The organism is Acetobacter estunensis (genome assembly GCF_019083805.1).
Lineage (GTDB): Bacteria > Pseudomonadota > Alphaproteobacteria > Acetobacterales > Acetobacteraceae > Acetobacter > Acetobacter estunensis_A.
The window spans coordinates 50,636-74,409 of record NZ_JAHRDV010000015.1 but is presented as its reverse complement, the minus strand read 5'-3'; the positions used below and the strand labels follow the sequence as shown (position 1 = coordinate 74,409).

At 60.8% G+C, this 23,774-nt stretch carries 22 protein-coding genes, 1 tRNA gene and 1 pseudogene; 20 read left to right on the top strand and 4 right to left on the bottom strand.

Annotated elements, in window-relative coordinates; translation table 11 throughout:
• The first annotated feature begins 50 nt into the window (after window positions 1-50).
• The 4 genes and pseudogenes from KUA11_RS14635 to KUA11_RS14620 all read left to right on the top strand — a co-directional run bounded on the left by KUA11_RS14635 (window position 51) and on the right by KUA11_RS14620 (window position 4,349).
• Window positions 51-127, top strand: a tRNA-Met gene (locus tag KUA11_RS14635).
• A 248-nt stretch (window positions 128-375) separates the two neighbouring features.
• Window positions 376-1,745 (top strand): annotated as a pseudogene (locus KUA11_RS14630) (DUF7986 domain-containing protein).
• A gap of 321 nt (window positions 1,746-2,066) precedes the next feature.
• Window positions 2,067-3,071, top strand: coding sequence for a hypothetical protein (locus KUA11_RS14625; protein ID WP_217411548.1), 1,005 nt, complete (start codon window positions 2,067-2,069; stop codon window positions 3,069-3,071).
• A 372-nt stretch (window positions 3,072-3,443) separates the two neighbouring features.
• The gene (locus KUA11_RS14620; RefSeq protein WP_217411546.1) at window positions 3,444-4,349 is read left to right on the top strand and encodes an HNH endonuclease; all 906 of its coding nucleotides are present in this window, start codon (window positions 3,444-3,446) and stop codon (window positions 4,347-4,349) included.
• 166 nt (window positions 4,350-4,515) lie between these two features.
• Here the strand turns inward: KUA11_RS14620 and KUA11_RS14615 are convergent, their stop codons facing one another.
• Window positions 4,516-4,818 carry a hypothetical protein gene (locus tag KUA11_RS14615; RefSeq protein ID WP_217411544.1) on the bottom strand — a complete coding sequence of 101 codons (303 nt, stop codon included), beginning with the start codon at window positions 4,816-4,818 and terminating at the stop codon, window positions 4,516-4,518.
• Window positions 4,805-5,152 (bottom strand): hypothetical protein, encoded by a 348-nt coding sequence (locus KUA11_RS14610; RefSeq protein WP_217411542.1) that lies wholly within the window; start codon window positions 5,150-5,152, stop codon window positions 4,805-4,807. Before KUA11_RS14610 ends, KUA11_RS14615 begins: the two co-directional genes overlap by 14 nt.
• Before the next feature lie 779 nt (window positions 5,153-5,931).
• Between KUA11_RS14610 and KUA11_RS14605 the strand changes: the two genes are divergently transcribed.
• On the top strand, window positions 5,932-8,013 hold the full coding sequence (locus KUA11_RS14605) for a ParB/RepB/Spo0J family partition protein (protein WP_217411540.1): 2,082 nt from the start codon (window positions 5,932-5,934) through the stop codon (window positions 8,011-8,013).
• Window positions 8,014-8,150: 137 nt separating this feature from the next.
• Entirely contained in the window at window positions 8,151-9,353 is a 1,203-nt protein-coding gene (locus KUA11_RS14600) for a DUF932 domain-containing protein (RefSeq protein WP_217411538.1), read from the top strand.
• A 77-nt stretch (window positions 9,354-9,430) separates the two neighbouring features.
• Here KUA11_RS14600 and KUA11_RS14595 read toward each other — a convergent pair whose 3' ends face one another.
• Window positions 9,431-9,724, bottom strand: a complete 294-nt coding sequence (locus KUA11_RS14595; protein ID WP_302480898.1) for an HU family DNA-binding protein — start codon at window positions 9,722-9,724, stop codon at window positions 9,431-9,433.
• 71 nt (window positions 9,725-9,795) lie between these two features.
• Between KUA11_RS14595 and KUA11_RS14590 the strand changes: the two genes are divergently transcribed.
• The 14 genes from KUA11_RS14590 to KUA11_RS14525 all read left to right on the top strand — a co-directional run bounded on the left by KUA11_RS14590 (window position 9,796) and on the right by KUA11_RS14525 (window position 20,407).
• The gene (locus KUA11_RS14590; RefSeq protein WP_217411534.1) at window positions 9,796-10,875 is read left to right on the top strand and encodes a DUF7146 domain-containing protein; all 1,080 of its coding nucleotides are present in this window, start codon (window positions 9,796-9,798) and stop codon (window positions 10,873-10,875) included.
• Window positions 10,876-11,189: 314 nt separating this feature from the next.
• On the top strand, window positions 11,190-12,125 hold the full coding sequence (locus KUA11_RS14585) for a DUF2493 domain-containing protein (protein ID WP_217411532.1): 936 nt from the start codon (window positions 11,190-11,192) through the stop codon (window positions 12,123-12,125).
• A 519-nt stretch (window positions 12,126-12,644) separates the two neighbouring features.
• Window positions 12,645-12,860: a hypothetical protein gene (locus tag KUA11_RS14580; protein ID WP_041247388.1), complete on the top strand. Its 216-nt coding sequence runs from the start codon at window positions 12,645-12,647 to the stop codon at window positions 12,858-12,860.
• Between the two features lie 18 nt (window positions 12,861-12,878).
• Window positions 12,879-13,202: a DUF736 domain-containing protein gene (locus KUA11_RS14575; RefSeq protein ID WP_217411530.1), complete on the top strand. Its 324-nt coding sequence runs from the start codon at window positions 12,879-12,881 to the stop codon at window positions 13,200-13,202.
• Between the two features lie 339 nt (window positions 13,203-13,541).
• On the top strand, window positions 13,542-13,679 hold the full coding sequence (locus KUA11_RS14570; RefSeq protein WP_165399214.1) for a hypothetical protein: 138 nt from the start codon (window positions 13,542-13,544) through the stop codon (window positions 13,677-13,679).
• Window positions 13,680-13,997: 318 nt separating this feature from the next.
• The gene (locus tag KUA11_RS14565) at window positions 13,998-14,216 is read left to right on the top strand and encodes a transcriptional regulator domain-containing protein (protein ID WP_141654870.1); all 219 of its coding nucleotides are present in this window, start codon (window positions 13,998-14,000) and stop codon (window positions 14,214-14,216) included.
• Entirely contained in the window at window positions 14,164-14,808 is a 645-nt protein-coding gene (locus tag KUA11_RS14560; RefSeq protein WP_217411528.1) for a DUF2285 domain-containing protein, read from the top strand. Before KUA11_RS14565 ends, KUA11_RS14560 begins: the two co-directional genes overlap by 53 nt.
• A gap of 128 nt (window positions 14,809-14,936) precedes the next feature.
• Entirely contained in the window at window positions 14,937-15,212 is a 276-nt protein-coding gene (locus KUA11_RS14555) for a helix-turn-helix transcriptional regulator (protein ID WP_110548184.1), read from the top strand.
• Window positions 15,209-16,012, top strand: coding sequence for a replication initiator protein A (locus KUA11_RS14550; RefSeq protein WP_217411526.1), 804 nt, complete (start codon window positions 15,209-15,211; stop codon window positions 16,010-16,012). Before KUA11_RS14555 ends, KUA11_RS14550 begins: the two co-directional genes overlap by 4 nt.
• A gap of 349 nt (window positions 16,013-16,361) precedes the next feature.
• Window positions 16,362-16,838 carry a DUF2840 domain-containing protein gene (locus KUA11_RS14545; RefSeq protein WP_217411524.1) on the top strand — a complete coding sequence of 159 codons (477 nt, stop codon included), beginning with the start codon at window positions 16,362-16,364 and terminating at the stop codon, window positions 16,836-16,838.
• Window positions 16,835-17,392, top strand: coding sequence for a S26 family signal peptidase (locus KUA11_RS14540; RefSeq protein ID WP_217411522.1), 558 nt, complete (start codon window positions 16,835-16,837; stop codon window positions 17,390-17,392). The genes KUA11_RS14545 and KUA11_RS14540 overlap by 4 nt, the downstream gene beginning before the upstream one ends.
• Window position 17,393: 1 nt before the next feature.
• Window positions 17,394-17,735 (top strand): DUF736 domain-containing protein, encoded by a 342-nt coding sequence (locus KUA11_RS14535; RefSeq protein WP_217411520.1) that lies wholly within the window; start codon window positions 17,394-17,396, stop codon window positions 17,733-17,735.
• Window positions 17,732-18,436, top strand: coding sequence for a lytic transglycosylase domain-containing protein (locus tag KUA11_RS14530; protein ID WP_217411518.1), 705 nt, complete (start codon window positions 17,732-17,734; stop codon window positions 18,434-18,436). Before KUA11_RS14535 ends, KUA11_RS14530 begins: the two co-directional genes overlap by 4 nt.
• A 228-nt stretch (window positions 18,437-18,664) precedes the next feature.
• Window positions 18,665-20,407 (top strand): relaxase/mobilization nuclease domain-containing protein, encoded by a 1,743-nt coding sequence (locus KUA11_RS14525; protein ID WP_217411516.1) that lies wholly within the window; start codon window positions 18,665-18,667, stop codon window positions 20,405-20,407.
• Window positions 20,408-20,433: 26 nt separating this feature from the next.
• Here KUA11_RS14525 and KUA11_RS14520 read toward each other — a convergent pair whose 3' ends face one another.
• Window positions 20,434-23,697, bottom strand: coding sequence for an efflux RND transporter permease subunit (locus KUA11_RS14520; protein WP_217411514.1), 3,264 nt, complete (start codon window positions 23,695-23,697; stop codon window positions 20,434-20,436).
• Window positions 23,698-23,774 lie beyond the last annotated feature (77 nt).

The following is a 23,774-nucleotide window of genomic DNA, read 5'->3' as shown; positions in this document are numbered from 1 at the left end:
AAGTCGGTCGCCGCCAGGTCTTCCAATCCATCTTACAAACACACTACCACCGCGGGGTGGAGCAGCCCGGTAGCTCGTCAGGCTCATAACCTGAAGGTCATAGGTTCAAATCCTATCCCCGCAACCATACGTAAGCGTCTGAAAAGACTAAGAAAAAGCCATCCATAAGGGTGGCTTTTTTTGTGCTCAAAATCCTCTGCAGGAAACACATAGGAAACAGACGAAAAGGTACCGGGGCGCATTTTTGTCCACTTTCACAAATGCGTGATTGAAGAGCGGGGCACCCTGTCGCCTGTTTCGGGGTATCATTCTAGGCTTGTCGAGTCAGGACAGTCTGCCCCTCTGCTGTCCGTATCAGGAGAAGCAGGAGCAGTTATGGCCGCAGACGAACTTACGGGACTGATCCGTTATCTCGGTCAGGAAGACTGGCAGGAGTGTTTTGGCGAAGTGCTCGGCGATCACATCGGTCCGGCGCTGGAAGCAGGTGACATCACCTTCGAGGATCTGGCGGAGATGATCGGTCCCGACGTCGCCATGATACTGTGGGGCTGCGCTTTCGAAGATTTTCTCGGGCAGGACTGGGATGATGGCCGGAACTTCGTGGACGTTTACCTCAAGCGTCGGGGCTGGAAGGAAGGGCCGCGTAACAGCGCCTATATGCGTGCCCTCAAGGCTTCGGTCATGAGCCTGATGAAGTCTCGGATATCAAACCCGGCCAGAGCCTGATGGCGCGTGACCTGCTGCGGGGTGGGGAACCCGTTCTGGTGCATGAAGGCACGGCTACCCGGACGCTGGAACAGTGGGACCGGATTGCAGCACGTCTTGTGCCGTCCGATGGAAAGACCATTCTGGCAGGCGGGTTGCTCGCTTATTCGCGGGGTGCCTGTGAGGATCTTCCGACGCACCTTTACAAGGTGCGTCGGAAGCGGCGGGGCAAGGCCGAGTTTCCGAAAGTCGATACGCGGACGCTGCATGAACTTGCGCCGATGTTCACGCTGACCTGGCTGTTCCGGACACTGGAGGACATGGCCCGGCAGATGGAGGGGCCAGCGCTGTTCAATGGGGACGGAGAGGATCTGGTCTTCCACGAAGTGTGTTTCCCGCTGGCAAAGGGCGTGACGCAGAAGACGGTGGCGGATGTGCTTGACGGGATCATGGCCCTGCGATCGGAAAACCGGTCATTCTGGAACTGGCTGAAAGAGCCGATGAGCGATCCCGTGCGCAAGGCTGGACGAGATGAAAACGGGCGGTTCCTGCGCACGGAGATGGATGATGGTGCGATCGTGCTGGGCACGCTGGATCTGAAGGGGCGGCAGTTGCGGCTGCAGGTGAACTCGAAAGAGCGTGCCGAACGTGGTCGTGCCATGCTGCAGGTTGGTCTGGGAGATCTCGTGCGCGCTCCGCTCACGCAAATCATGACGCCGGCGCAAGCGATGGAAGACCGGGGGACGCCTGGACGGGAGGTCTCGCCAGGACTGCAGATCCCGCCCGAGGAGGAAGCCCGGATTATCGGGCAGATGCTGGAGCGGCACTATCGGCAGGTGCTTGATGAGCCAGTCCCGGCCCTGGGGGATATGACGCCGCGCCAGGCCGTCCAGACAGCTTCAGGGCGTAAAAAGGTGGCCATCTGGTTGAAGGATATCGAAAACACTACGGTCCGCGCCCAAGGGAGTGGCGGTGGCATGGCTGCCTACGATTTTGGGTGGATGTGGCACGAACTCGGAATCATCAGGCTCAGGAAATAGTCCGCTTACGCCCTCTTCTCAGACATGAGAGCTTCTGACCAGCTTGCCGCGTAGCGGACATAAGCAGCACGGGGTCTCTTGGCCGAGTTGGGCCGAAAGCGAAATGGCAGATCCGCAGTCAATACGGAGGAAAGCGGTCGTTCAATGCGTCCCTTCGCGGCTCTCGCGGTTTCTGAATCACCCTGGGACGGCATTGATCGAAAGAGGCGCGTTCGCTAGGGTATTAGGCGTTATGAGTCTCCGATGCAGTCAATATACGGGCCGTCGTTTGATGAGCTTTCTCAGCAAGGAAGGCGGCCTGGCACTTGGAAAGTGCTGGTCATGAACGAGGAGGAAAGCAATATCATTCAAGGCGTGAGATACGCGAACATTCAGTTGTCTGCGGCTTATCCGGTCGTATCAGCTTATGAATTCGAGTTCCTCAAAAGTGAAGAGCTTGTCCGTGAGTTCCTCGACAACTGCACCATTTACATGATCGTGCAACGACCTTTGACATATTTCGACAGCATCGAAATACGCGACGGCTTCATCTATTTCGAGATTGCGGACGGTAAGAACCAGCCGATGAAATGTCGTATTGATCCTGTTGCCGCGAATATCTCTTTGCCCGGCGAAAAGCTCTACGTAGAGTCACAGTTTTTCTCCGAGACGCCCGGCACTGTTCAGCCTCTGCGCGACGTCGCGGGGATCAAACTGTTCAAAGAAGATGGCTCGTTCATCTTGTGGTGGAGCCCGCAAAAGCTCCTCTACGAATATGTGGTGGACGACTTGCGGGTCGAGACAACGGACGACGCTGATCCGCTTTCCTTTTTAGACTTCGACGTCCTCTATATTGGCAAGGCCTTCTCGCAGAGGGTGTGGAACAGGCTTACGGGCCACGACAAAATGCAGAAAATTCTAACCGTCCAAAATCCCATTAGTGCTGAGCCTGCTGCTCGCGCGCCGTTTGAGATAGCCCTTGTTCTACTGAAGGTGGTTGGCCTGACGGATGTGCCCCAAGTGCCCTACACTGACCTCGGATCTACGGTCCCGCCCATATTACACGATATAGACCTTGATGACGAAAATGCTCTCGAACGGTTCTTGTGCGAGACACCGATAGCATTAGGCGATGAGGCCATGACCCGCGAGGTAGAGGCGCAACTCATCAACACCTTTCAACCGAAGTTCAACGACGTCAAATTTGCCAATTACCCGATGATCGAGGGCGGCATGAGGTCAAAAGGCTATAGCTCGACCAAGCTAGCAATAGAGCGCCTCCCAGCTTTTCTTCGTACAGCCCATCACTCGGTCGCGCCGATTTTCCCAGCCGACGACGACGATTAGTCCGCCCACGGTCTCTCAGGCTTTGTTCTCAGGTTGGACCTTTCATTGAGACCCTCGTCGAAGTCGGAAACTTCTATCGCAGATAGCCCTACATCGCTTCAGGGCTACCGCATCTTCGAATTATTCATAGGTGGCGAAGTTGAAGGCGGGAAAGGCTGGTTTCTGGCCTACTGAAGACATTCAAAAACAGCTGACATTGGCGCGTAGCTGCTGTCACACGTCGTCGAGTGAACGGCTGGAAACAGCGCATAAACGCTCCAAAGAGGATGGACCGTTCACCCCCCCCCGAGTTTACCCTGCTGCGGACGGCAGCTATTGCTATGAACTGAGATATGCCTATCCTCTTTGGTCGCAAGCAGCGGAGGGCAACCAGTGAACGGCGTGTTCGATACTCGCGCTGGTACGACCTATGATGACGAGATCGTCTCGAAGTACCACTTCCCTGATCGTTACCTGTCCGCGGCACTGGACTGCCTCGGGAGTTGGATCCTCTATCGGGAACCCCGTCGCAACGGCGGCCGCAGTGGCTACGTCGCTGTCGCCAAGGTCATTGCCGTCGAACCCGACCCCGCCCGGCCAGGTTATAGCTACGCCAGGATGGAGGGCTACCTCGAATTCGATGCTGTCGTTCCGTTGGAGGGCCCCGACGGGCCGTTCGAGGAACGCCTTCGAGCGGTTGAACCTACCAGACGGGGCGCGGCACTGCAGGGTAGATCGATCCGGACGATCTCGTTGGCTGACTTTGGTGCGATTGTCCGGAGGGGGCTAGATGCCACGCTGGCGCCCATCAATGCCCGGCGGCTCGAACTCGATCCGATCCACGTGGACCAACCGACGCGCAACCTCCTAGAGGCACCGCCGCCGGACCAGGCCCGGCGCATCGAGCAGGTTCTTGTTAACCGCCGGATCAGGGATGCTGCCTTCCGTCGCCAGGTCATCGATGCGTACGACGGACGCTGCTGCGTGACTGGGCTGCGGCTCATCAACGGGGGCGGCAAGGCGGAGGCACAGGCAGCCCATATCCAGGCGGTTGCCGACGGTGGGCCCGACGTCGTCAGGAACGGCATCGCTCTCTCAGCAACAGTCCACTGGCTCTTCGACCGGCATCTCATCTCTTTGACGGACGATTTGGGCCTGCTTGTCGCCCACAACCGCATCCCCCGCGAATTGAGCAGTCTGTTTGGCCGACAAATGGAACGGATCATCCTGCCGAGGGATCCTGCCTATCATCCGCATCCGGTCTACGTTCGCAGACACCGGGAGCGGTTCGCTGGCTGAGCAATTCGTTCGACCGCGCCGGAGGCGGCTAGCGCCCTCATTGGAGACATACAAAGAGATTGTTTTGGACGCTGCATAGCGGACTTCAATAGCGGTTACCCTCAATTTCTGATTACGAAAATTAAGGGCAACATTTTATAAAGTATAGAAATTCCAAAAAAGATATCTAAAAAGGTAATTGCAAACCTGATGCTTGCGCCGTGTCAAATAGACGTCTAGCGAGATCATAATCATTCCAAGTTTGGTTTGTGTAGAATCTATATTCTTTTCCATCTGCCGCGCTAAAATAAATAATTACAAATTCACCAACCTCCTCTATTTGATTAAAATTATATCTTAGAGAAAAAGTAAATTCTTGCGTCTGAACTTGGACGCTAGAATTCTCGTCATCATAGAGCCATTTAAGCAAACCTTGTTCGGTTTTCCGTAGGAGCTCTGAAACAAAATGATTGATTTTATCGGGGAACATAAGACACTCCAGTGGCAGGATCGATATTCTCAACGTGATTTTTTATTTCCAGTAGTTTCTTCAAAATATTTTTCCTTGTCGCCATAGGCAAAGGAGCCGCTGCTGTAGTAGCTGTGGCCGCCTGAAGTTTTATTTCAACAAAATTGATACTTATCTTAATTTCCGCCAGTTCTTCACATCGATATATTCTAAAAAATGACCTTCTAAAATAATTAAATCCGTTTAAAGCTAAGTCATATTTTTCATTTGATATATTATTACTAATTAAATCAATGCATGATAGACACTCGCTAACAACTGATGTTATGTTTATATTTTTGTATTCAGAAACCATTTCCTCCGATTGCTTTTTTATACTTTTCGATATTCTTACGCTGTGAAATATTTCACATATTGTTATAATTAATCCTATTAATGTAGCAACAGTTCCATAATAGGAAAATATATTATATGAACTTGAGTTAGAGATTATTGTCGATGAAGCACAATATAACACGATCAACAAAATCACAGATATAATAGTATATATTACTCGTGTTTTTTGATTTTCCCATAAATTCGTAAAAAAGTTATCTCTGGTCACAATAATTTCTCACAATTTTTGCGTCTGCACATTTTACTCTACTTGTAGATTTATAGAAATGATACCTTCAATACAGAAAATTGATACTCTTATCAAAAAGATAAGAGTAGGAGGGAAATTTTCAACGTCAACTAAATAAATTAATGATTTTTCCAAAAAAATACACCGTCCGCTTTCCCCCCAACTCCCGTTTGATAACCATAGGCCACGATCCGTTGCCAAACGTTTCTCAATCGTCAGCAAAGGCCTTCCTTCTTAACGCCCCACGTTGTTTCCCACCTCATGGTGATGTGGTTCAAAGAACACATTACTATATGGTCGAGGTAATCGCTACGAGCAAAAAAGCCCGCATTTCATTCTAAAAGCGGATATTCTGCTGTCCCCCCATTGCCGACATTTTTTCTGCCGGGAAAGAGGAGAGCGTGCTGGCTTGGGTGCAGCCGTCAGAGTCAGAGGGCTGCGCGGATTTTCGTGACGGGTTGAGAGGATGGGAGAGAGTCTCCTGTCCGCCCGTCATGGAGTTTTCCGCCATGGCGACCGCCATTCCTAAAATCAGCCTGAGTTCGTCCCGTGACATCCCGTTCAACCGGCTGGTGCTGTCGCAGTCCAACGTGCGGCGCGTGAAGGCCAGCCTGTCGATCGAGGAACTGGCCCGCGACATCGAGCGCCGGGGCCTGCTGCAGAGCCTGAATGTCCGGCCAGTCGTTGATGATGCCGGGGTTGAGACCGGTACCTACGAAGTGCCGGCCGGTGGGCGTCGTTTTCGCGCGCTCGAACTGCTGGTGAAGCAGAAGAAACTGGCGAAGACCGCCCCGGTGCCCTGCGTCGTGCGCGAGGCCGGGTCGGCCATTCTCGCCGAGGATGATTCCCTGGCCGAGAATGTGCAGCGTGTGGCCCTGCATCCGCTGGACCAGTTCCGCGCCTTCCGTGACATGCTGGAGAAGGGCATGTCCGAGGAAGAAATCGCCGCCGCGTTCTTCGTGGTGCCCGCCGTGGTCAAACAGCGCCTGCGGCTGATGACCGTTTCCGACAAACTGCTGGATGTATATGAGCAGGACGGCATGAAGCTGGAACAGTTGATGGTCTTTTCCATCAGCGATGACCATGTCCGTCAGGAACAGGTCTGGGACATCGTGTCCCAGAGCCATAACCGTGAGCCTTATGTCATCCGCCGCATGCTGACAGAAAAGACCGTGCGGGCCTCGGACGCCCGCGCCCGCTTCGTCGGGCTGGAGGCCTATATCGTAGCGGGTGGCCACGTCATGCGCGACCTGTTCGAGGCCGATGACGGCGGCTGGCTGCAGGATCCCGCCATTCTGGACCGGCTGGTCATGGAGAAATTGCATGCAGCCGCAGAGGATATCCGCGCCGAGGGCTGGAAATGGGTCGAGACGGCCCTGTCATTTCCATGGGGCCACACACGGCATTTCGCTGAGATCGACGGCACGGAATTACCTCTGACCGATGAAGAGACAGCCCGTCTCGAAGCCCTGCATACCGAGCAGCAAACCATAGAGGCTGAATACGCCCAGGCGGATGAATACCCCGACGCGGTGGATGCAAGGCTGGGTGAGATCGAGCAGGCCATTCTTGCCCTGGAAGAACGGCCACTGGCGTTCGATCCCGCTGACATGGCGCGGGCAGGCGCCTTCGTCAGCCTCGATAGTGATGGCACGCTGCAGGTGGAGCGGGGTTTCGTACTGCCCGAGGACATGCCGGCTGAGCCTGCAGAGATCGATAATGCCGACGGTTCGGATGAATATGCTCACCGTGCATATGATGGGCAGGATGAACGTTTTACGGGTTATGGCGACGATGAAGGCGGGGAGGGCGATAGCATCGCTCCTGTCGTCGAACCCGAGGAAGAAGACGGGATTAGGCCGCTGCCCGACCGGTTGCTCACCGAGCTGACAGCCTGGCGCACGCTGGCCCTGCGGAACGCGTTTGCCAGCAACCCGCACATCGCGCTGACCGAACTGCTGCATACGCTGGTGCGTGATGTTTACTGGCAGACACCGGGTGCGGACTGCCTGGAAGCCTATGTCCGGGAAATCCCCCTGCCGGTCCATTCGCCCGACATGCCGGGCAGCGTGCCAGCCCACGCGCTGCGCCAGCGCAACGAGGGCTGGAAGCACGATCTGCCCGATGACGAGGACGCGCTGTGGCGCTGGATCGACGGGCTGGACGACGCCAGTCGCATGGCATTACTGGCCCATTGCCTGTCCTTCGGGGTCAACGCACTCTACGAGCGCATGCCCGCTTACGGCGCGGTGTCCCAGCGCAGCGTGACCGAACGCCTTAAACGGGCCGATCGACTGGCGTCGGCCCTCAGCCTCGATCTGGTCGAGGCAGGCTGGCAGCCGACCGTCGAGAACTATCTCGGCCGGGTGACCAAGGCGCGCATCCTGCAGGCCGTGCGGGAGGCACGCGGCGACGAGACGGCAGAGCGCATCGCCCACCTGAAGAAGCCTGACATGGCGCGCGAGGCCGAGCGGCTGCTCGATGGTTCGGGCTGGCTGCCCGAGGCGTTGCGGACCGTAGGGCTTGCCGATCAGGCACAGGTTGAAACAGTGACAGCAGGCGGGGATATGGAGGCAATCGCTGCCGAATAGCACAATGGATTTTGGAACTTTGAGACAGCGGCTTCCGGTGCCCGGAAGCCGCTTTTTTCATGTCCGGCGCCCCGGAAAGAGGGAGAGGTCGGCTTCGCCTTGGGTGCCGAATAAGCGGCATCAGAGGAGAGTTTTCCATGACCACGACCACCATCCTGCCCCCTGCGTCCCGTGGCGCCGCGTCTGGCGGCTTCCGGATCGATCCCTCCCGTGGGGAGCGTAGCGCCCGCGTCTCGTCCGAATGGTTCTCGCGGCCCGATGACGAGCGGTATCTCTCGCTGTCCGATTTGCACACGGCTACTCTTGCCCGTGCCGAGAGCGCCACCGCCCGCACAGTGGAAAGCCGCGCCATTCGCGTGGAAGCATCCCGCGACAATGCCGAGCGTCTGACCCTGACCGTGCCGGGGCAGAATGAGCCGATCGCGCCCACCCACTGGTCCTTTGGCCAGATGTGCAGTCTTGTCGGCGCACCATCGTCCTATCTTCGAAACCTTCCGGCACCACTAGCGGCGATCAATCTCCAGCACGGGCTGCTGTCGCACCGCGCCGAACTGGTCAAGACGCTGGAAACCGAGGACGGGCGTGTGGAACTGCGCGCCGTCACGGGGCCGGATTACGGCCGCATCTGGGACCATGAACTGGTTGGCGCGGTGCGGAAAATTGCCGGTGACGGCACGGGCGATACCAACTGGAAGGTGCCGGGTGTCATCGACTGGGCCACCATGACCCATAATCCCTATGTGGATATCACCAAGGAAACGACCACGCTCTACGCATCGGATCGCGATGTGTTCCTGTTCCTTGTGGACGATACACACCCGATCGAGGCGGGACGCTTGCCCAATGGCGACCCTGATCTCTATTTCCGGGGCTTCTATGCTTGGAATTCCGAAGTCGGCAGCAAGAGCCTCGGCATTGCGTCATTCTATCTGCGCGGAGTGTGTCAAAACCGTATGTTGTGGGGCGTCGAAAATTTCGAACAGATCACCATCCGGCATAGCAAGTTTGCCGCCTCACGCTTCGTGCATCAGGCCACGCCCGCGCTGCGGAATTTCGCCACGGCCAGCCCGGCGTCATTCGTCTCAGGCATTCAGGCCTCGCGCAAGGCGCTGGTGGCCAGAACCGATGAGGATCGGGAAAGTTTCCTGCGTCGTCGTGGGTTCTCTAAACCGGAAACCACGAAGATTATCGAAACCGTGCTGCACGAGGAAGGCCGCAAGCCCGAGAGCGTGTTCGATTTCGTGCAGGGGATTACCGCACTGGCGCGGACGAAGACCAACCAGGACACACGACTGGATCTGGAGGGCAGGGCACGCAAGCTGATGGAGAAGGTCGGATGAACGCGCCCATCATCAGACGTCGGCGTAATGGGAAGGGGGCGGCGGACGAGGTCCGCCGCCTTTTGCCTGTCGGCAGGTCAGTCGTTCAGGCTGTCCTTGAGCGCCTTGGCAGGCGTGAAGGCCAGCTTGCGCGAGGCTGCGATCTGGATGGTCGCACCGGTGGCCGGGTTGCGGCCTTCGCGGGCGGCGACTTCCCTGACCTTGAACTTGCCGAAGTTTGGCAGGGTGATTTCATCACCGGCCTTGGCGGCAGCGGTCATCGCCTCGATCAGGGCGTCCAGCACCTTGCGGGTATCGGTCTTGCTCGTTTCGGTGGTGGTGGCGATATGATCGACCAGATCGGCAATCTTCATGGGACTATCCTTTTGCATTCGGGCCTATGCCCGTTGCCTCTGCCGTTACGGGGGAATCATGGCGGCATCAAGCCTGCAGGGAGGGGGAGATGACCAACGCGCAGTCATGGGATGCTGGCGATCTGGCCCGCAGGCTGGCCGAGAACGCCGAGGCAGTCTGTCGCCATTACCTCTCCGCCGGGCGGCGGCACGGCAATTACTGGCTGGTCGGCGACGTCCACAACATGCCGGGACGGTCGCTCTATGTCCGCCTGCATGGTGGACCGCACGGACGTGGCCGCGCGGGCAAATGGACGGATGGCGCGACGGGGCAGCACGGTGATCTGCTCGACATCATCCGTGAAAGCCTCGGGCTGCTGGATTTTCGTGATGTCGCCGACGAGGCCCGGCGCTTCCTCAGTCTGCCGCAACCGGAGCCACGACAGACCGCAGATCGTGGTCGTTCTCATGCGTTCAGCCACGATGCTTCCGGGCAGGCATCTGGCACCGCAGACGCCGCGCGTCGGCTCTGGGCCATGTCCCGCCCGATTGCGGGCACGTTGGCGGAAACCTGGCTGCGGCATCGTGACCTGACTCGCCTGACGGACCTGCCATCGCTGCGTTTCCATCCTGACTGCTACTACCGGGCCGATGCGGACAGTCCAACCGAGACCTGGCCCGCCATGATCGCCGCCGTCACTGACCTTGATGGCCGCGTTACCGGGGTCCATCGCACCTGGCTGGCGCGGGACGGAAAAGGCAAGGCCCCCGTCGCCATGCCCCGTCGGGCGATGGGCGACCTGCTTGGCAATGCCGTGCGCTTTGGCGCGGTGTTCGACGTTCTGGCGGCAGGCGAGGGGATCGAGACGGCGCTGTCGCTCCATGAGGTCATGCCCGCTCTGCCACTGGCCGCCTGCCTGTCCTCGGCGCATCTCGCCGCCATGGTGTTTCCGCCCACGCTGCGCCGCCTCTACGTGCTGCGCGATGACGATCCGGCCGGGGACCATGCGGTGACGACCCTGCAGGCCCGGACGCAGGAGGCCGGGATCGAGTGCCTCGTGCTGTCACCGCGTCTGGCGGACTTCAACGATGATCTGCGCTATCTCGGGCGTGGCGCGATGCGGGCGATCCTGCATCCCCAGCTTGCCCCGCAGGACGTGGCGCGGTTCCTGCATCCGGTCACGCACTGAGGCGGGCCGGGAAGGGCTGTGAGGGGGTATCTTCTTTCCGGTGTGGTGCGGGGCTGTCCCGTTTCCGGATGAGGCGCGCCCGCGGCCTTTCTGGAAGGGGAGCGGGCGTCAGCCAGACCGGGCCTGCAATGGCGGAGACGGCTATTTTCCGCCGCGCGTGCCGCGCTTTGCATCGCGAAGCAAAATAGCCGTCTCCCTGCCATCCTCCGCTGCGCTGCGGCCGCGCGTTGCGCGGTTCCGGCCCGGCCCTCGTCTGCCGCTATCCGCCCCCGGAAAGACCGCGAGGGGCGCGGCCAGAACCGGAGGACAGACCCATGACCCGCACACAGGACGATTTCGAACCCGCGCACGCCACATCTTCCGCCGCCCATGTGCTGGCGGAACTCCAGCTTTACGGCCACCGTCCCTTCGAGGATGAGCCGGACCCGAGGCCGTTGCCCGACGCCAGCCAGATCGAGGGCGCGGTGGTCGACATCTTCGACGCCCTGTCAGCCACGTTGACGGACACGCGGCTGGAACCCGATCTCGAACCGCTGCTCTGGTCCACGGTCAACGTCTTTCACCGCATGGTCGGGCAGGTCGAGCGCGATCTTGACCGCAACGAGCAGGCGCAGAAGCGCAGCCAGCAGGAACAGGATGGCAGCGAGATCCGCTCGGTGGAACTGGAACGCCTCATTGCCGAAGGGCTGACCCTGCTGGAGCGACGCAACGCCTGCGAGATATTCCGCGATTTGGCCTGCGACCAGTTCGAACGCCTGACGATGTCGCCCTGGCGGCCACGCTCCGGCTCGCTGGTCAGCCGCAGCACCCTGACGGCCTCCATGATCGACAGCCGCGATTTTCTCAACGCCCGCAGGAAAGCTGAAACGGAACTGCTGGTGCCGACCGGCCCCAAGATCGCGGTCACGGGCGGCCCTGATTACGAGGACCATCTCCTGATCTGGAGCCGTCTGGACAAGGTGCGTGAGAAGCATCCCGACATGGTGCTGCTGCACGGTGGCTCACCCAAGGGGGCGGAATTCATCGCCTCCCGTTGGGCGGACCACCGCGAAATTCCGCAGATCGCCTTCAAGCCGGACTGGAACCGGCACGGCAAAGCCGCCCCGTTTCGGCGCAACGACGCCCTGCTGAAAGTCCTGCCCATCGGGGTCATGGTGTTCCCAGGTTCCGGTATTCAGGACAATCTGGCCGACAAGGCAAAGCAGATGGGCATTCCCGTGTGGAAATTCCAGAAAGAGAGTGGCGCGTGAGCGCCATTCCCATGCCGGTATCATGAAAGCGACCTGATATCTGCTGTCAGATGCCAGGGCCGCAATGACGTCGGGCTCCCCAGCCGCTGCGAGTCTGATGGCTGGAGACACGTTCGTCCACCCCCGGTCGGCCCCGCCCGGAGAACCGGCGGGACGGATTTCGGTGGTAGCCCCGTGCGCCTGCGGGGACGGTCCATGGATGAAAAGCCCATGGCATCCCCATCGGCGAAAGGGCCGGGACGGCAGGCTGCGAACGAGGAATCATCCGGATCGCTTTGACGGGATGCGCCTGTGCCGGGAGTGGGGCCTGTCGCACCGCACGACGCAACCCTGCCCATGAGCGAGGAAAGGGGGCGTAACATCGGGAACGGAAACACGACCACCGGACGGGGTCAGTTTCCCACAGTGGCAGCGTGACAGTCTCGCGCCAGATTGCATCGTCACCCTCTGAAGGACCAGCCATGCCGGTATCGTATCTCCTGGGGGGCTGTCGGGTCCGCACACCATGGCCTCTGTCGGATGGCTGATCTAGCCGAAGACCGGCTGCGCCTCGATCGGCTGGCCGCAACGGCGTTCCAGAACTTTCTTCCCCTGACGGCTGCGCCGTCATTCCTCGCGAAACAAGAAAGTTCCGGCCCTGCCGTCCTCCGCTGCGCTGCGGCCCTGAAGGGTGCTCTGCCGCTCGCCTCCGGCTGGTCGATCGCCATCGAGGCCACGGTGGTCGCGGCCCGATAACAGCATGGAGATACGACAATGGCTAACATCGGTTCCTTCAAGAAGGTGGGCGAAGGCTTCGAAGGCGAAATCGTCACCCTGGCCCTGCAGGCCCGCAATGTCCGGCTGGTGGTCGAAACCAACCGTCCCAACGACAACGCCCCCAACTACCGCGTCTATCTGGGCAGGATTGAACTCGGTGCGGCCTGGACCCGCCGCTCCAGCGAAGGGCGCACCTATCTGAGCCTGAAGCTGGACGATCCCTCCTTCGCCGCCCCGATCTTCGCCAACCTGTTCATCGACGAGGACGGCGAGGGCTACTCCCTGATCTGGACCCGGCCCCGCAGCCGGAACGGGGAGTAAGCTCCCCACCACCAACCCCGCCCGGTCTCTCCGGGCGGGGCCTTCCGGGCTTTCTGGCGGGCTCTTCCCGGGCGCGGGCGATCGTGCTGGTCGCCCGACGTGAGACGCAGGCGGAATACGAGGCTTTCCCTCAGCCTTCCCATTGTACCATGCGCGAGGGCGAACCGCGTCAAGGACGCGTGGTCCCCCCAATTTTGCCCGACGCACCCGTGCCGGGCGCGCCAGACAAAATCGGCTCCCCCACGCGCCGGCGAGCCGGTCGCCTGCGGCGATCCCTGACCCGGTCCGCCCCGGCATGAGCCGTGCGTCCTGTCTTCGAGAAACGAAAGGAGCAGGACGATGACCACGCTACACGACCACATCCAGATGCTGCGCGCCGAACTGACCAGCTTTCACCTCAGCCGTCGCGAGCGCCGACAGATCGAGCAAGAACTCAAAGAAGCGCTTGCCCGACGCGATGCCGAGCCCCCCGCCTGACGGGGGGCTTCCGGTTTTCAGGGCCAGCCTTATCGGTCAGCCGGAGCAGGCACGATCATGTCATCACGACCCTGTCAGAATGCACTGGTGCGCCGTAGCACCGACCTCTCTGGCGAGACGGTTTCTTTTAGCCTCGGGCGCCTTTTTCGTCGCGATAACTGTAGCCATCATCCGAACCCCCATGCCCCGGAAGGCAGCGTTAGGCATCATTTACGTTGCGGTTGTGTATCGTAATAGTCATGCACTGCCTTCCTCACGGCATCTCCCTCCGTCTCTCGCCAGACCGGTAATTCTGGCGGCAGATGGGAGGAGTCCGTCATGGTCGAGCATCTGGAATGGCACGATCCACGCTTTCGAGAGCATTTGCGTCTTCTCAATGGTCCAGGACTGGCACAGGAACTGCTGCGGCATATCCCTGCTTATGTGACCGAATACCGCCATCTTCGCCAGTACCTCGATACACTCACGGACCTCCGGGTACGCTATGAACTGGCGGGCGGTTTCGCTCACCAATGGGGGTTATCCTGTTCCGGCTGATCCGGATATTCCCGCATGGATCAAGCCCGCATTATGGAACCCTGAAGTCTATCCGGGTGTGACAATTCTTGTCGAAGCCCCCGCTGACTTTCACGTTCGCACGATCCCCGAGCGCTTTCTTCACGGGGCATCCCCGATGGAACAGCAGTCTGGTATCCTTGTCGTTGTCATCTCGCCCGATGATGGTGCCCATCATCTGCAGATACAGGGATGGGCGGCGTCTGCCCGTCCAGCCGCGCTCATCCCTCTGGACGGCGCTGAGGAAATCCGTATTGCAGAACTACGGCGTTTTCTGAAACGCCTCACCGGTGCATCTGTTCCCGGCCTGCCGCGCTCGTTCTCGCTCCGGCCCTATCATGTCTGGCGGATGGCCGATGTCATCTGCGCGTATGCCGGGCGTGTGGCCGGGGCCTCGCAGCGTGAGATCGGCCGGGTTCTGGATCCATCTGTCCGCGCCATGAATGCCCGGCAGTGGGATACATCGTCGCAGCGTGCGCGTGTCGGACGCTTGCTGAAGCGGGCTGCACGTCTTGCTGACCGACGCGAATATGTCTCCCTCCTGCGACCGGGCCGTTTCCGGCTGCGCGCGTGATTCCGAGCAGTTCTGCCCCCAGCGACAGGACCGTACGCGCCAAAGGAACGGTCGTTTTTCGCACGTCTCCCTCACGACAATTATTGCCGAAGCTTCGCGTGGTTACGCCCGAACTGACGGAGGCCGATATGACGCTCTCACATCCGCGTCAGGATAGTTTCCTGCGCGAGCAGCTTCTCACCACGCCACAGGCAGCCCACAAACTCAACATCTCGCCACGCACGCTGGAGCGCTACCGCTGTCGTGGCAGCGGCCCGATCTTTCGCAAGATGGGCGGGCGCGTGCTCTATCACGTCGATGATATCCGCGTGTGGGTCGAGAATGTGGCCTGCCGCTCCACGTCCGAGACGGCCTACGAGGTCGCCCGCATGCTTGGCAGCCGCAAGCACGGGAGGGGACCATGATATCTCTTCCTGTATCCCGGCCTATCACGCCATGCCTGCTGATCGACCTCATGTCGTGGCCGTTCTTCAGTCTCAGCAAGTCGCCGCGGCATGTGCCGGTCAGCTTTCGCATGGGCCACGTCACCATGCACGTAGCCGGGCGCGATGACACTCCCATGGCGACGATATGGGACGCGGATATCCTGATCTGGGCCGTTTCGACCCTTGTTGCCGCCCGGCGGCGGGGACAGCCTCTGTCGCCGCACATCCGGGGCAGCATGCGCGACGTTCTGCGTTTTCTCGACCGGGGCGAGACGTCCGCCCGTTACGCGCGGCTGCGGGCAGGACTGGAACGGCTTGCCGATACCCGTGTGACGACATCCCTGCGCCAGACCCGGGAAGGCGCGCTGGGGTTTTCGTGGATTGTCGCCTGGCAGGAACGACGGGGCGAACTTGACCTCATTCTCCCGCAATGGCTGTGCGATGCGGTCGGTCGTCGGGCGGTCCTCGACCTTGATCCGCGTTATTTCGCCCTGACCGGTGGCTTTGAACGCTGGCTCTACCTTCTCGTGCGACGGCATGCCGGTCGCCAGAAAGACGGCTGGGCCTTTGATCTGCCGCACCTACACGAGAAATCGGCCTCGCGTTCGCCCTATCCCCGCTTCGTCTTTGAAATTCGTCGCCTCGTCACGGCAGACAGCCTGCCTGGCTATCGGCTGCGGCTGGAGGCGTCGTCGGGGGATATTCCGGTGCTTCATTTCATGCCTGCTCGCGACACTTATCCACATGAACTTGTGGATAACCATGTGGAGGACTCGTGATGCCATTCGGCCTATCAGGAATCGATTTCCCGGCCTATCGGGAATGGGATGTTGCGATAGTCGATTGTTATAAAAGGGGAAAATCGCTCTCTCTAAGAGTACTAAATATTATAACTATTCAGTACTTGTACACCGCGCCGGGGCGCGCGCGTGAGTCCTCGAATACCATAAAAACCGCTGGATTCTTCTCGACATTTCCCGACAGTCCTGCGCCACGACACGATTTTTTGCGAGCAGGCTTTCTGCTCGGGAAGCGACCCTCTTGTGGCGGCAGGCGGTCCATCGTGATGCAGCGGAGCTGCTGCCAATGCGCGGCCATCATCCGTCTTTCTGTTGCAGGAGGGCACGCATGAACCACGCATCTCGCGAGGTGATGACGCATCTCGAACTGACCTGGCTGGAAAAGCGCATCGAACAGTGGCTGCGTTTCGGTCATGCGCTGGAAACGCAACCGATCGATCGCTATCGCCGCCGTCTGTGTTTCGCGCCGGGCGCCGTGTTCGCCCTCCTGCGCTGGACACAGGCGGAGTGCGGAGCGGCAGCCTGCTGCATCGATATCGTGCGCGCACCCCATGCGGGTGAGCCCCGGGAACGCCTGCCTTTTGTGCCGACGGGTGCGGAACGTCTGCTGCATCGCAGCGGCTGGGTGCAGGTCCGGACCGTTCTTGCTGTCATCGACGCACTGGAACGGCGCCGGATCAATCCCGTGCATGTCTGTCCATCCTACTGGCAGCAGCTTGCCAACGTTCTGCAGGAAGGCGGCATCGTGCCGTCCTACACGACTGCCCGGCATGAGGCCTGGCTGTGTGGGAGGACCGTGCCATGACGCGGCGGGGCTGGTTCTTCACCACCTATTTTGCAGCGCTGGGCATGAGCCTGTCGATGGCCCTGCATCCGGTGCCACGCCTGATCTGGAACGCTACGGCCAGTGTGCCAACGGGTCTGTATCGCCTGCATCCTGAGCGCTTGCCGCATGTCGGGGATCTGGTGGCGCTCCGTCTGCCGGAAGGCGATGCGGACAGGCTGGCGCATGGTGACTATCTGCCGCGCGGCGTGCCGCTACTCAAACCCGTGGCAGCGATTGGTGGTCAGACGGTCTGTCGCACGGGAAGCCATATCACGGTCGATGGACTGAGTGTCGGTGAGGCGCTGACCACTGATCATCGCGGGCGTCCATTGCCTGTCTGGCAAGGCTGTCACCGTCTCGATGCGCGCGAGATCTTTGTCATGAACACGCGCGAACCCCGCAGTCTCGACGGCCGGTATTTCGGTCCTCTTCTGCTCAGCAGCGTGATCGGGCGCGCGACCCCGCTATGGGTTGCCGTAGATTCCGTGCCTGCCGTCGGCCTTTCTTCGCCACGCTTTTTGCAGGATCACTGACATGGCCCAGATCGGACTCTTCACGCGCACGGTCGAAGGTTTTTCCGGACGCCTGCGCACACTCTCACTGGATGCCGAACTGACACTGGTGCGCATCGAGACGCCGGAAGGTGGCAACGCGCCCGATTATCGCATCCATCTTGGTGATGGCAGCGACGGCCCCGAAGTCGGCGCGGGTTGGACACGCACCGGCGAACGGGCCGGCGAATACATCGTCGTGGTGCTTGATGACCCGTCATTGGCACAGGGCGTACGCGCGACCCTGTTCCAGTCGGGCCGTGGCGGACGGGTCTGGCAACTCGTCTGGAGCCGCCCGCAGAAACGTCAGGGAGCACGCGAATGATGCGCCTGACTGTAGGAACAGGGCGAAGGCTCGGCCACTCCAGTGGGCGATTTCGTTCCATGCTGCTCCGGCTGTGCCGCACGGGACTGGGGGCGTCGCTGGTGTTTCTGGCGCGCCCCGTCTGTGCGCAGGATATCGACGGGCTGATCCGGCAGGCCGCCCTGCGTGTCGCTCTGCCGCCGGAATGGATCCGTGCGGTGATGCAGGTGGAAAGCGGTCGGGATGCCCATGCGATCTCCGCAAAGGGCGCGATGGGTCTCATGCAGATCATGCCCGCGACATGGCAGGGGCTGCGGCATGATCTTGGCCTCGGAGCTGATCCTTTCGATCCCTACGACAACATCCTTGCCGGTGCCAGTTATCTCCGAATGCTGCACGACCGCTACGGGGACGTAGGTTTTCTGGCCGCCTACAATGCCGGTCCGGGGCGCTATGAAGCCCATCTCGCGACGGGGCGGCCTTTGCCGCAGGAGACGCGGGATTACGTGGCGTCCGTCGCGCAACTGCTGGACGGACGCACAGTATCTGCGGAAGTCCTGCACGACATCGACGCAACTGTGGCGCGGAATCAGCCGGAGGACACGCTGTTTGCCGGGCACGTCATATGGCGTTCGTCCGGGCCTTTTCCGCATGCCCCGAAAGCACCGGCTGACACGTCCCAGGCGTTGTTCGTGCCTGTCTCGATGGGGCTGGCACCATGACCAGGCATGCGCGGAAGCCCTCGCAGCAGGGGGGCAAGAAGGCAGGGAAACGGCGATTGTCTTGGGGATCGGGTCTCTGGGGCTTAGCGCAAGATAAAAGCCGCAAGGTGCGGCATGGTTGGGGAGGGCGGTTTTTCAGGGTTTTTCGCAAGGTCATTTTATCGTCCCAAGGTTTCTGGCGGTCTGATTGCCCTGTTTTCAATATGTTAGCGCAAGGTGCGGCCTGTCATGGCCCGCGATGACGATTTCCGGGTCAGGCCCGGTCGCATCCGCTCGACCCGTGCCCGCCAAGGCCGGTCTTTCATCGGGCGCGTGCTGGCCGCGACCAACCGGGCCGGGGGCATGGGGCGTCCGGGACCGGCAAACGGACGCAAGGGACCATCGACCTTCGGGCGGGGCAGGGGAGCGGCAGCGCGTGCCAACCGTCTCCTGTCGCGGCGCACCCGGCTTGCCATCGTCAAGGCGAGGGTGGTTCGACATGGCGCACGGGCTACATTGCGTGCCCATCTGTCCTATCTCCAGCGTGAAGGTGTCACGAAGGACGGGGAGAAGGCCCGGCTGTTCGGGGCCGAGCGCGACCATGTGCCCGCGCGTGAATTTGCCGAGCGGTGTCAGGATGACCGGCATCATTTCCGCTTCATCGTTGGACCTAAGGATGCGGTGGGCATGGCGGATCTGAAAACTTTCACGCGGGAGCTTATGACGCAGGCCGAGCAGGATCTCGGCACGCGTCTGGACTGGGTGGCGGTCAGTCACTGGAATACCGACAACCCGCATGTCCATGTCATCGTGCGGGGCAAGGATCAGGCTGGCGAGGATCTGGTCATCTCGAAGGATTATATCCGCGAGGGCCTGCGTGCCCGTGCCCAGAATCTTGTTACCCTCGAACTCGGGCCGCGCACTGAAAATGAAATCCGCCGGAACGTGGAGCGCCAGGTCGAGGCGGAGCGCTGGACCCAGTTGGACCGGCAGTTGCAGCAGGACGCGGATCAACGCGGCATTATCGATCTGGCGCCATCGCCAGACCAGCAGCCTGACGCCTTCGCGGTTATGAAAGTCGGACGGTTGCGGCGTCTGGAGCGCATGGGTCTTGCCCATGAGGTGCGTGCCGGGCAATGGCGTCTTGATGAAACGGCGGAGGTCACCTTGCGCGAGATGGGCCAGCGCAATGACATCATCAAGCGTATCCATCGCGGTCTGAGCGAGCAGGGGATCGAACGCGCTTCGGCGTCCTGGGTGCTGGCCGGGGAAGAACTGGCCGAGCCCGTGATTGGGCGTCTGGTCGCACGCGGTCTGGATGATGAGATGAAAGGGAACGCCTATGCCGTAATCGATGGCGTGGATGGGCGGACACATCATGTCCATTTGCCTTCTCTGGAGGCTGCCGGGGATGTCCCGCCCGGCGGTTTAGTCGAATTGCGGAACTATGAGGATGGCAAGGGTCATCGACGGACCACGCTCGCTATGCGTTCGGACCTGTCGATCAGCGAACAGGTGCAGGCACGTGGCGCAACATGGCTGGACCGCCAGCTTGTTGCCCGTGATCCAGTGGCGCTGGGTGAGGCGGCCTTCGGGTCGGAGGTCCGCGATGCCCTGCGCCAGCGCAGTACCCATCTGGTCGAGCAGGGACTGGCGCGACGTGACGGTGAGAAGACCATCTATCCGCGCGGGATGATTGCCACGCTCCGGGAAAGGGAGGTCGGTGAACTGGCCCGACGGCTGGCGGCGGAGCAGGGGCTTGCTCATCAGCCATCCGGTACAGGCGAGTATGTGTCAGGGACTTATCGCCAGCGCTTCGTGCTGGCATCCGGTCGGATGGCAATGATCGATAACGGGCTTGGCTTTCAGTTGGTGCCGTGGACGCCTTCGCTGGAAAAGCAGCGGGGCAGGGAGGTCTCGGGGATCGCCCGTGATGATGGCGGTGTCGACTGGTCGTTCGGGAGACGGCGGGATCAGGGGCTGGAAATCTGACGCCATCTGTCTGCGGGAGCGGACGCTCAGGTTCGACGTGTCCGAACCCATCGTAGTTTCAGGCGCTGCAGGTAATCGGCACACCGCCCCACCAGCAGATAGAGTGCTGGCGTGGTGAACATGGTCTGGGCCTGACTGACCAGCAGGCCACCGATCAGCGCGATCCCGAGCGGCTGGCGTAGCTCCATCCCGTAGCCACCCATCAGCACCAGCGGCAACGCCCCAAGGGCAGCGGCAAAGGTGGTCATGACGATGGGCCGCAGGCGCAGCAGGCAGGCCTCACGAATGGCCTCGCGCGCCGTCAGGCCGCGTTCGCGTTCGGCATGGATGGCAAAATCCACCAGCAGGATCGCGTTCTTGAGCGAGATGCCGGTCAGCAGCAGCATGGCGATCACCGCCATGCCCGAGAACGGCAGCCCGAACAGGTCCAGCGCCATGATGGCCCCAATCCCGGCCGAGGGAATGGTGGAGAGAATGGTCAGCGGGTGCCACACGCTTTCATAGAGCATGCCCAGCGTGATCCAGACAGCCAGGATGGCCGCGATGATCAGGATCTCGCTGTCATGCGTGCTTTTGCCAACATCCCCCTCATCGCTCTGCAATTCCCCGGTGATGGTCTCGGGCAGATGCAGGCTCCGCCACTCCTGATCGATAACAGATTGTGCCTGCGACAGACTGATACCGGGCGCCAGTTCCAGCGCCAGAGAGGCGGAACTGGCATAACCGATATGGGTCACGGCTACCGGGTCGAGACTGGGGGTCATTCGCGCCACCACCGACAGCGGCACCAGCGTCTCTGCCCCCGTGGCGACTGCCGAGCCTGTGGACGCATTCGCCCCGCCTGCCAGAGAATTGGCGACCTGGTTCCTGAATGCCGTCGCACTCGTCAAGGCTGTGGTGCTGGCCGTAGGCGACGTGACCACCCGGATGGTATTGGACGCCGAACTGCCCGACGCTGATCCCCCGGACGGACTGACCCAGAACTGTTTCAGGATCTCGGGATCGCGCTGGAAGCGGTTTTCCACGGTCAGCACCACATTGTATTGTCCATGGGTGGTGTAGACGACCGAGGCCGTGGTCTGGCCCAGCGCATCGGACAGGGTGTTGCCAATGACCTGCGGCGTGACGCCAACACGGGCGGCGGTGTCGCGGTCGATCGACAGCGTGATCCCCTGTCCCGGTGGATCGACGTCCGGATCCACATCCGCGAACTCCGGGTGCCGACGCAGGGCTTTCGCCAGCCTGCGTGTCGCCGGTCCCAGCAGCCGGTCATCCTCGCTGCGCAGGATATAGCTGACCCCGCTACTGTTCGAGCCGACCCGCATCATGATGTTGCCCGGCGCCTGGGCATGGTATTCGGCGTGGATATCTTTTCCCATCCGGGCCACCGCACGTGCAGCCACTTCCCTTCCCGATGCCCGCCCGGTGGACAGGTCGCGCAGCGTGGCGAACACCATGCCATGGCTGGCCCCCTCGCCGGTGTCGAGGTAGGCGATGACATGGCTGACGGCTGGGTCTTCCAGCAGCACCCTGCTGAAGTGTTTCAGCCGGGCTTTGGTCTGTGCCAGCGAGCTGCCGCTACCCCGAGACCCGCCCGAGACAATGCCGATATCCTGACGCGGAAACACAATCTTGGGCATGCGGGTGAACAGGAATGCCCCGACCAGCAGGGTCAATGGCAAAAGCAGCGCGGTCTTGCCGGGATGGGTCAGGCAGACTTCCAGAGTGCGGCGATACAGGCTGCCGCTGTGTTTTTCATGATCCAGAAAATCTGCCGCATCCACTTCTGGCTGAATGGTCATTCTGTTTTCGGCAAATCGCATGCACAGTGCCGTCAGGCACGGCGTCACCACGCAGGACAGAACCAGCGACACGGTTACGGCAATGCCGACGGTGCCGGCAAATTCCCGGAACAGCCGTCCTGTCAGACCAGCAGCCAGCCCGATCGGCAGAAACACCGCCAGCACGGAGACCGTAATCGACAGCAGCGTAAAGGTCACCTCGCTCGCCCCGGCAATGGCGGCCTCGTCGATGGAAAGCCCCCGCTCGTGCATGCGGATGATGTTCTCGATCACCACGATGGCATCATCCACCACCAGACCCGTCACCACCGTCAGCGCCATGAGCGAGAGATTGTCCAGCCCGAAGCCCGCCAGATGCATCGGTCCGAGGCTGGCGATCAGGCAGCACGGCACGATGATCGCGGCGGCCACCGAGGCGGTCCACGAGCGCAGGAACACCCACACCACGGCCAGTGCCAGAACGCAGGAGGCCAGAAGCGTCACCAGCGTATGATGCAGCGAGGAACGGATCACAGCCGAGCCATCCCGCGCCACGGCGATATCCGCCCCCGACGGCATGAGCGTGCGCAGTTGTGGTAGACGGGCCTTCACCGCATCGACAATGCCGACCAGATTGGCCCCCGGCTGGGCGCGGACCATCAGGGTCAGGGCCGGTCTGCCATCAAAGAACGCGGCCGCATTCACGTCCTGCATGCTGTCGGTGACAATCGCCACATCCCGCAGCCGGATGGGACGACCGCTTTTGTAAGCAATCACCAGATCCCGGTAAGCATCAGCATGTTCGGCCTGATCGTTGACGGCAAGTTGGTAGCGTCGGTCGCCCATGTCGATCACCCCTTTAGGGGTATGCGCATTGGCCGAGGCCAGCGCCGCGCGCAGGTTCTCGAACCCCATGCCGTATTTGAAGAACAGCAGCGGGTTCATTTCCACCCTCACGGCGGGCGCGGAACTGCCCATGAGCGTCACATCGCCTACGCCCTGCACCTGCAGCAGCATCGGCCGCAGGGTGGTGTTCACCAGATCATACAGCTTCGCCATGGACTGCATGCCCGGTGTCACCGCCAGGATCAGCACCGGCGTCGCGTTGGGATTGGCCCGGTGATATTGCGGGTCCGATCCCGGCGTGGTCGGCAGGTCACGCCGGGCCGCCCGGATCGCTGCTTCCACGTCACGGGCCGCGCCATTGAGGTCACGGCCCAGTTCAAACCCTAGAGAGATCGAGGTCTCCCCCCGTGTGGAGGAAGACATCATCTGCGTGACGCCGGCGATATTGCCCAGATGCCGCTCCAGGGGTGCTGCCACCGTGCGGGCCATCACCTCGGGCGAGCCGCCGGCATTCGACGCCGAGACCGAGATCACCGGCAGGTCGACATCGGGCAGGTCAGAGACCGGCAGGAGGGGCAGCGCCATCAGTCCCGACAGCACCGCGGAGAGCAGCAGCAGGAGCGTCGCTACCGGGCGACGGACAAACCAGGCAATGAATTTCAAGGAAGATGTCCCGTCCCTGCGGGAGGGCTCACTCTATAAGACGATCGATGCGGGCATTTTTTCAGAGAAAGACGAAA

What these genes read in the sequence shown, in the direction of transcription:
- KUA11_RS14555 (WP_110548184.1), top strand. Translation starts at nt 14,937, where the DNA reads ATGACGCTCTCACATCCGCGTCAGGATAGTTTCCTGCGCGAGCAGCTT.
- KUA11_RS14610 (WP_217411542.1), bottom strand. Translation starts at nt 5,152, where the DNA reads ATGGTTTCTGAATACAAAAATATAAACATAACATCAGTTGTTAGCGAG.
- KUA11_RS14625 (WP_217411548.1), top strand. Translation starts at nt 2,067, where the DNA reads ATGAACGAGGAGGAAAGCAATATCATTCAAGGCGTGAGATACGCGAAC.
- KUA11_RS14605 (WP_217411540.1), top strand. Translation starts at nt 5,932, where the DNA reads ATGGCGACCGCCATTCCTAAAATCAGCCTGAGTTCGTCCCGTGACATC.
- KUA11_RS14580 (WP_041247388.1), top strand. Translation starts at nt 12,645, where the DNA reads ATGGCTGATCTAGCCGAAGACCGGCTGCGCCTCGATCGGCTGGCCGCA.
- KUA11_RS14615 (WP_217411544.1), bottom strand. Translation starts at nt 4,818, where the DNA reads ATGTTCCCCGATAAAATCAATCATTTTGTTTCAGAGCTCCTACGGAAA.
- KUA11_RS14535 (WP_217411520.1), top strand. Translation starts at nt 17,394, where the DNA reads ATGGCCCAGATCGGACTCTTCACGCGCACGGTCGAAGGTTTTTCCGGA.
- KUA11_RS14565 (WP_141654870.1), top strand. Translation starts at nt 13,998, where the DNA reads ATGGTCGAGCATCTGGAATGGCACGATCCACGCTTTCGAGAGCATTTG.
- KUA11_RS14540 (WP_217411522.1), top strand. Translation starts at nt 16,835, where the DNA reads ATGACGCGGCGGGGCTGGTTCTTCACCACCTATTTTGCAGCGCTGGGC.
- KUA11_RS14590 (WP_217411534.1), top strand. Translation starts at nt 9,796, where the DNA reads ATGACCAACGCGCAGTCATGGGATGCTGGCGATCTGGCCCGCAGGCTG.
- KUA11_RS14550 (WP_217411526.1), top strand. Translation starts at nt 15,209, where the DNA reads ATGATATCTCTTCCTGTATCCCGGCCTATCACGCCATGCCTGCTGATC.
- KUA11_RS14525 (WP_217411516.1), top strand. Translation starts at nt 18,665, where the DNA reads ATGGCCCGCGATGACGATTTCCGGGTCAGGCCCGGTCGCATCCGCTCG.
- KUA11_RS14595 (WP_302480898.1), bottom strand. Translation starts at nt 9,724, where the DNA reads ATGCAAAAGGATAGTCCCATGAAGATTGCCGATCTGGTCGATCATATC.
- KUA11_RS14570 (WP_165399214.1), top strand. Translation starts at nt 13,542, where the DNA reads ATGACCACGCTACACGACCACATCCAGATGCTGCGCGCCGAACTGACC.
- KUA11_RS14545 (WP_217411524.1), top strand. Translation starts at nt 16,362, where the DNA reads ATGAACCACGCATCTCGCGAGGTGATGACGCATCTCGAACTGACCTGG.
- KUA11_RS14530 (WP_217411518.1), top strand. Translation starts at nt 17,732, where the DNA reads ATGATGCGCCTGACTGTAGGAACAGGGCGAAGGCTCGGCCACTCCAGT.
- KUA11_RS14600 (WP_217411538.1), top strand. Translation starts at nt 8,151, where the DNA reads ATGACCACGACCACCATCCTGCCCCCTGCGTCCCGTGGCGCCGCGTCT.
- KUA11_RS14575 (WP_217411530.1), top strand. Translation starts at nt 12,879, where the DNA reads ATGGCTAACATCGGTTCCTTCAAGAAGGTGGGCGAAGGCTTCGAAGGC.
- KUA11_RS14560 (WP_217411528.1), top strand. Translation starts at nt 14,164, where the DNA reads ATGAACTGGCGGGCGGTTTCGCTCACCAATGGGGGTTATCCTGTTCCG.
- KUA11_RS14585 (WP_217411532.1), top strand. Translation starts at nt 11,190, where the DNA reads ATGACCCGCACACAGGACGATTTCGAACCCGCGCACGCCACATCTTCC.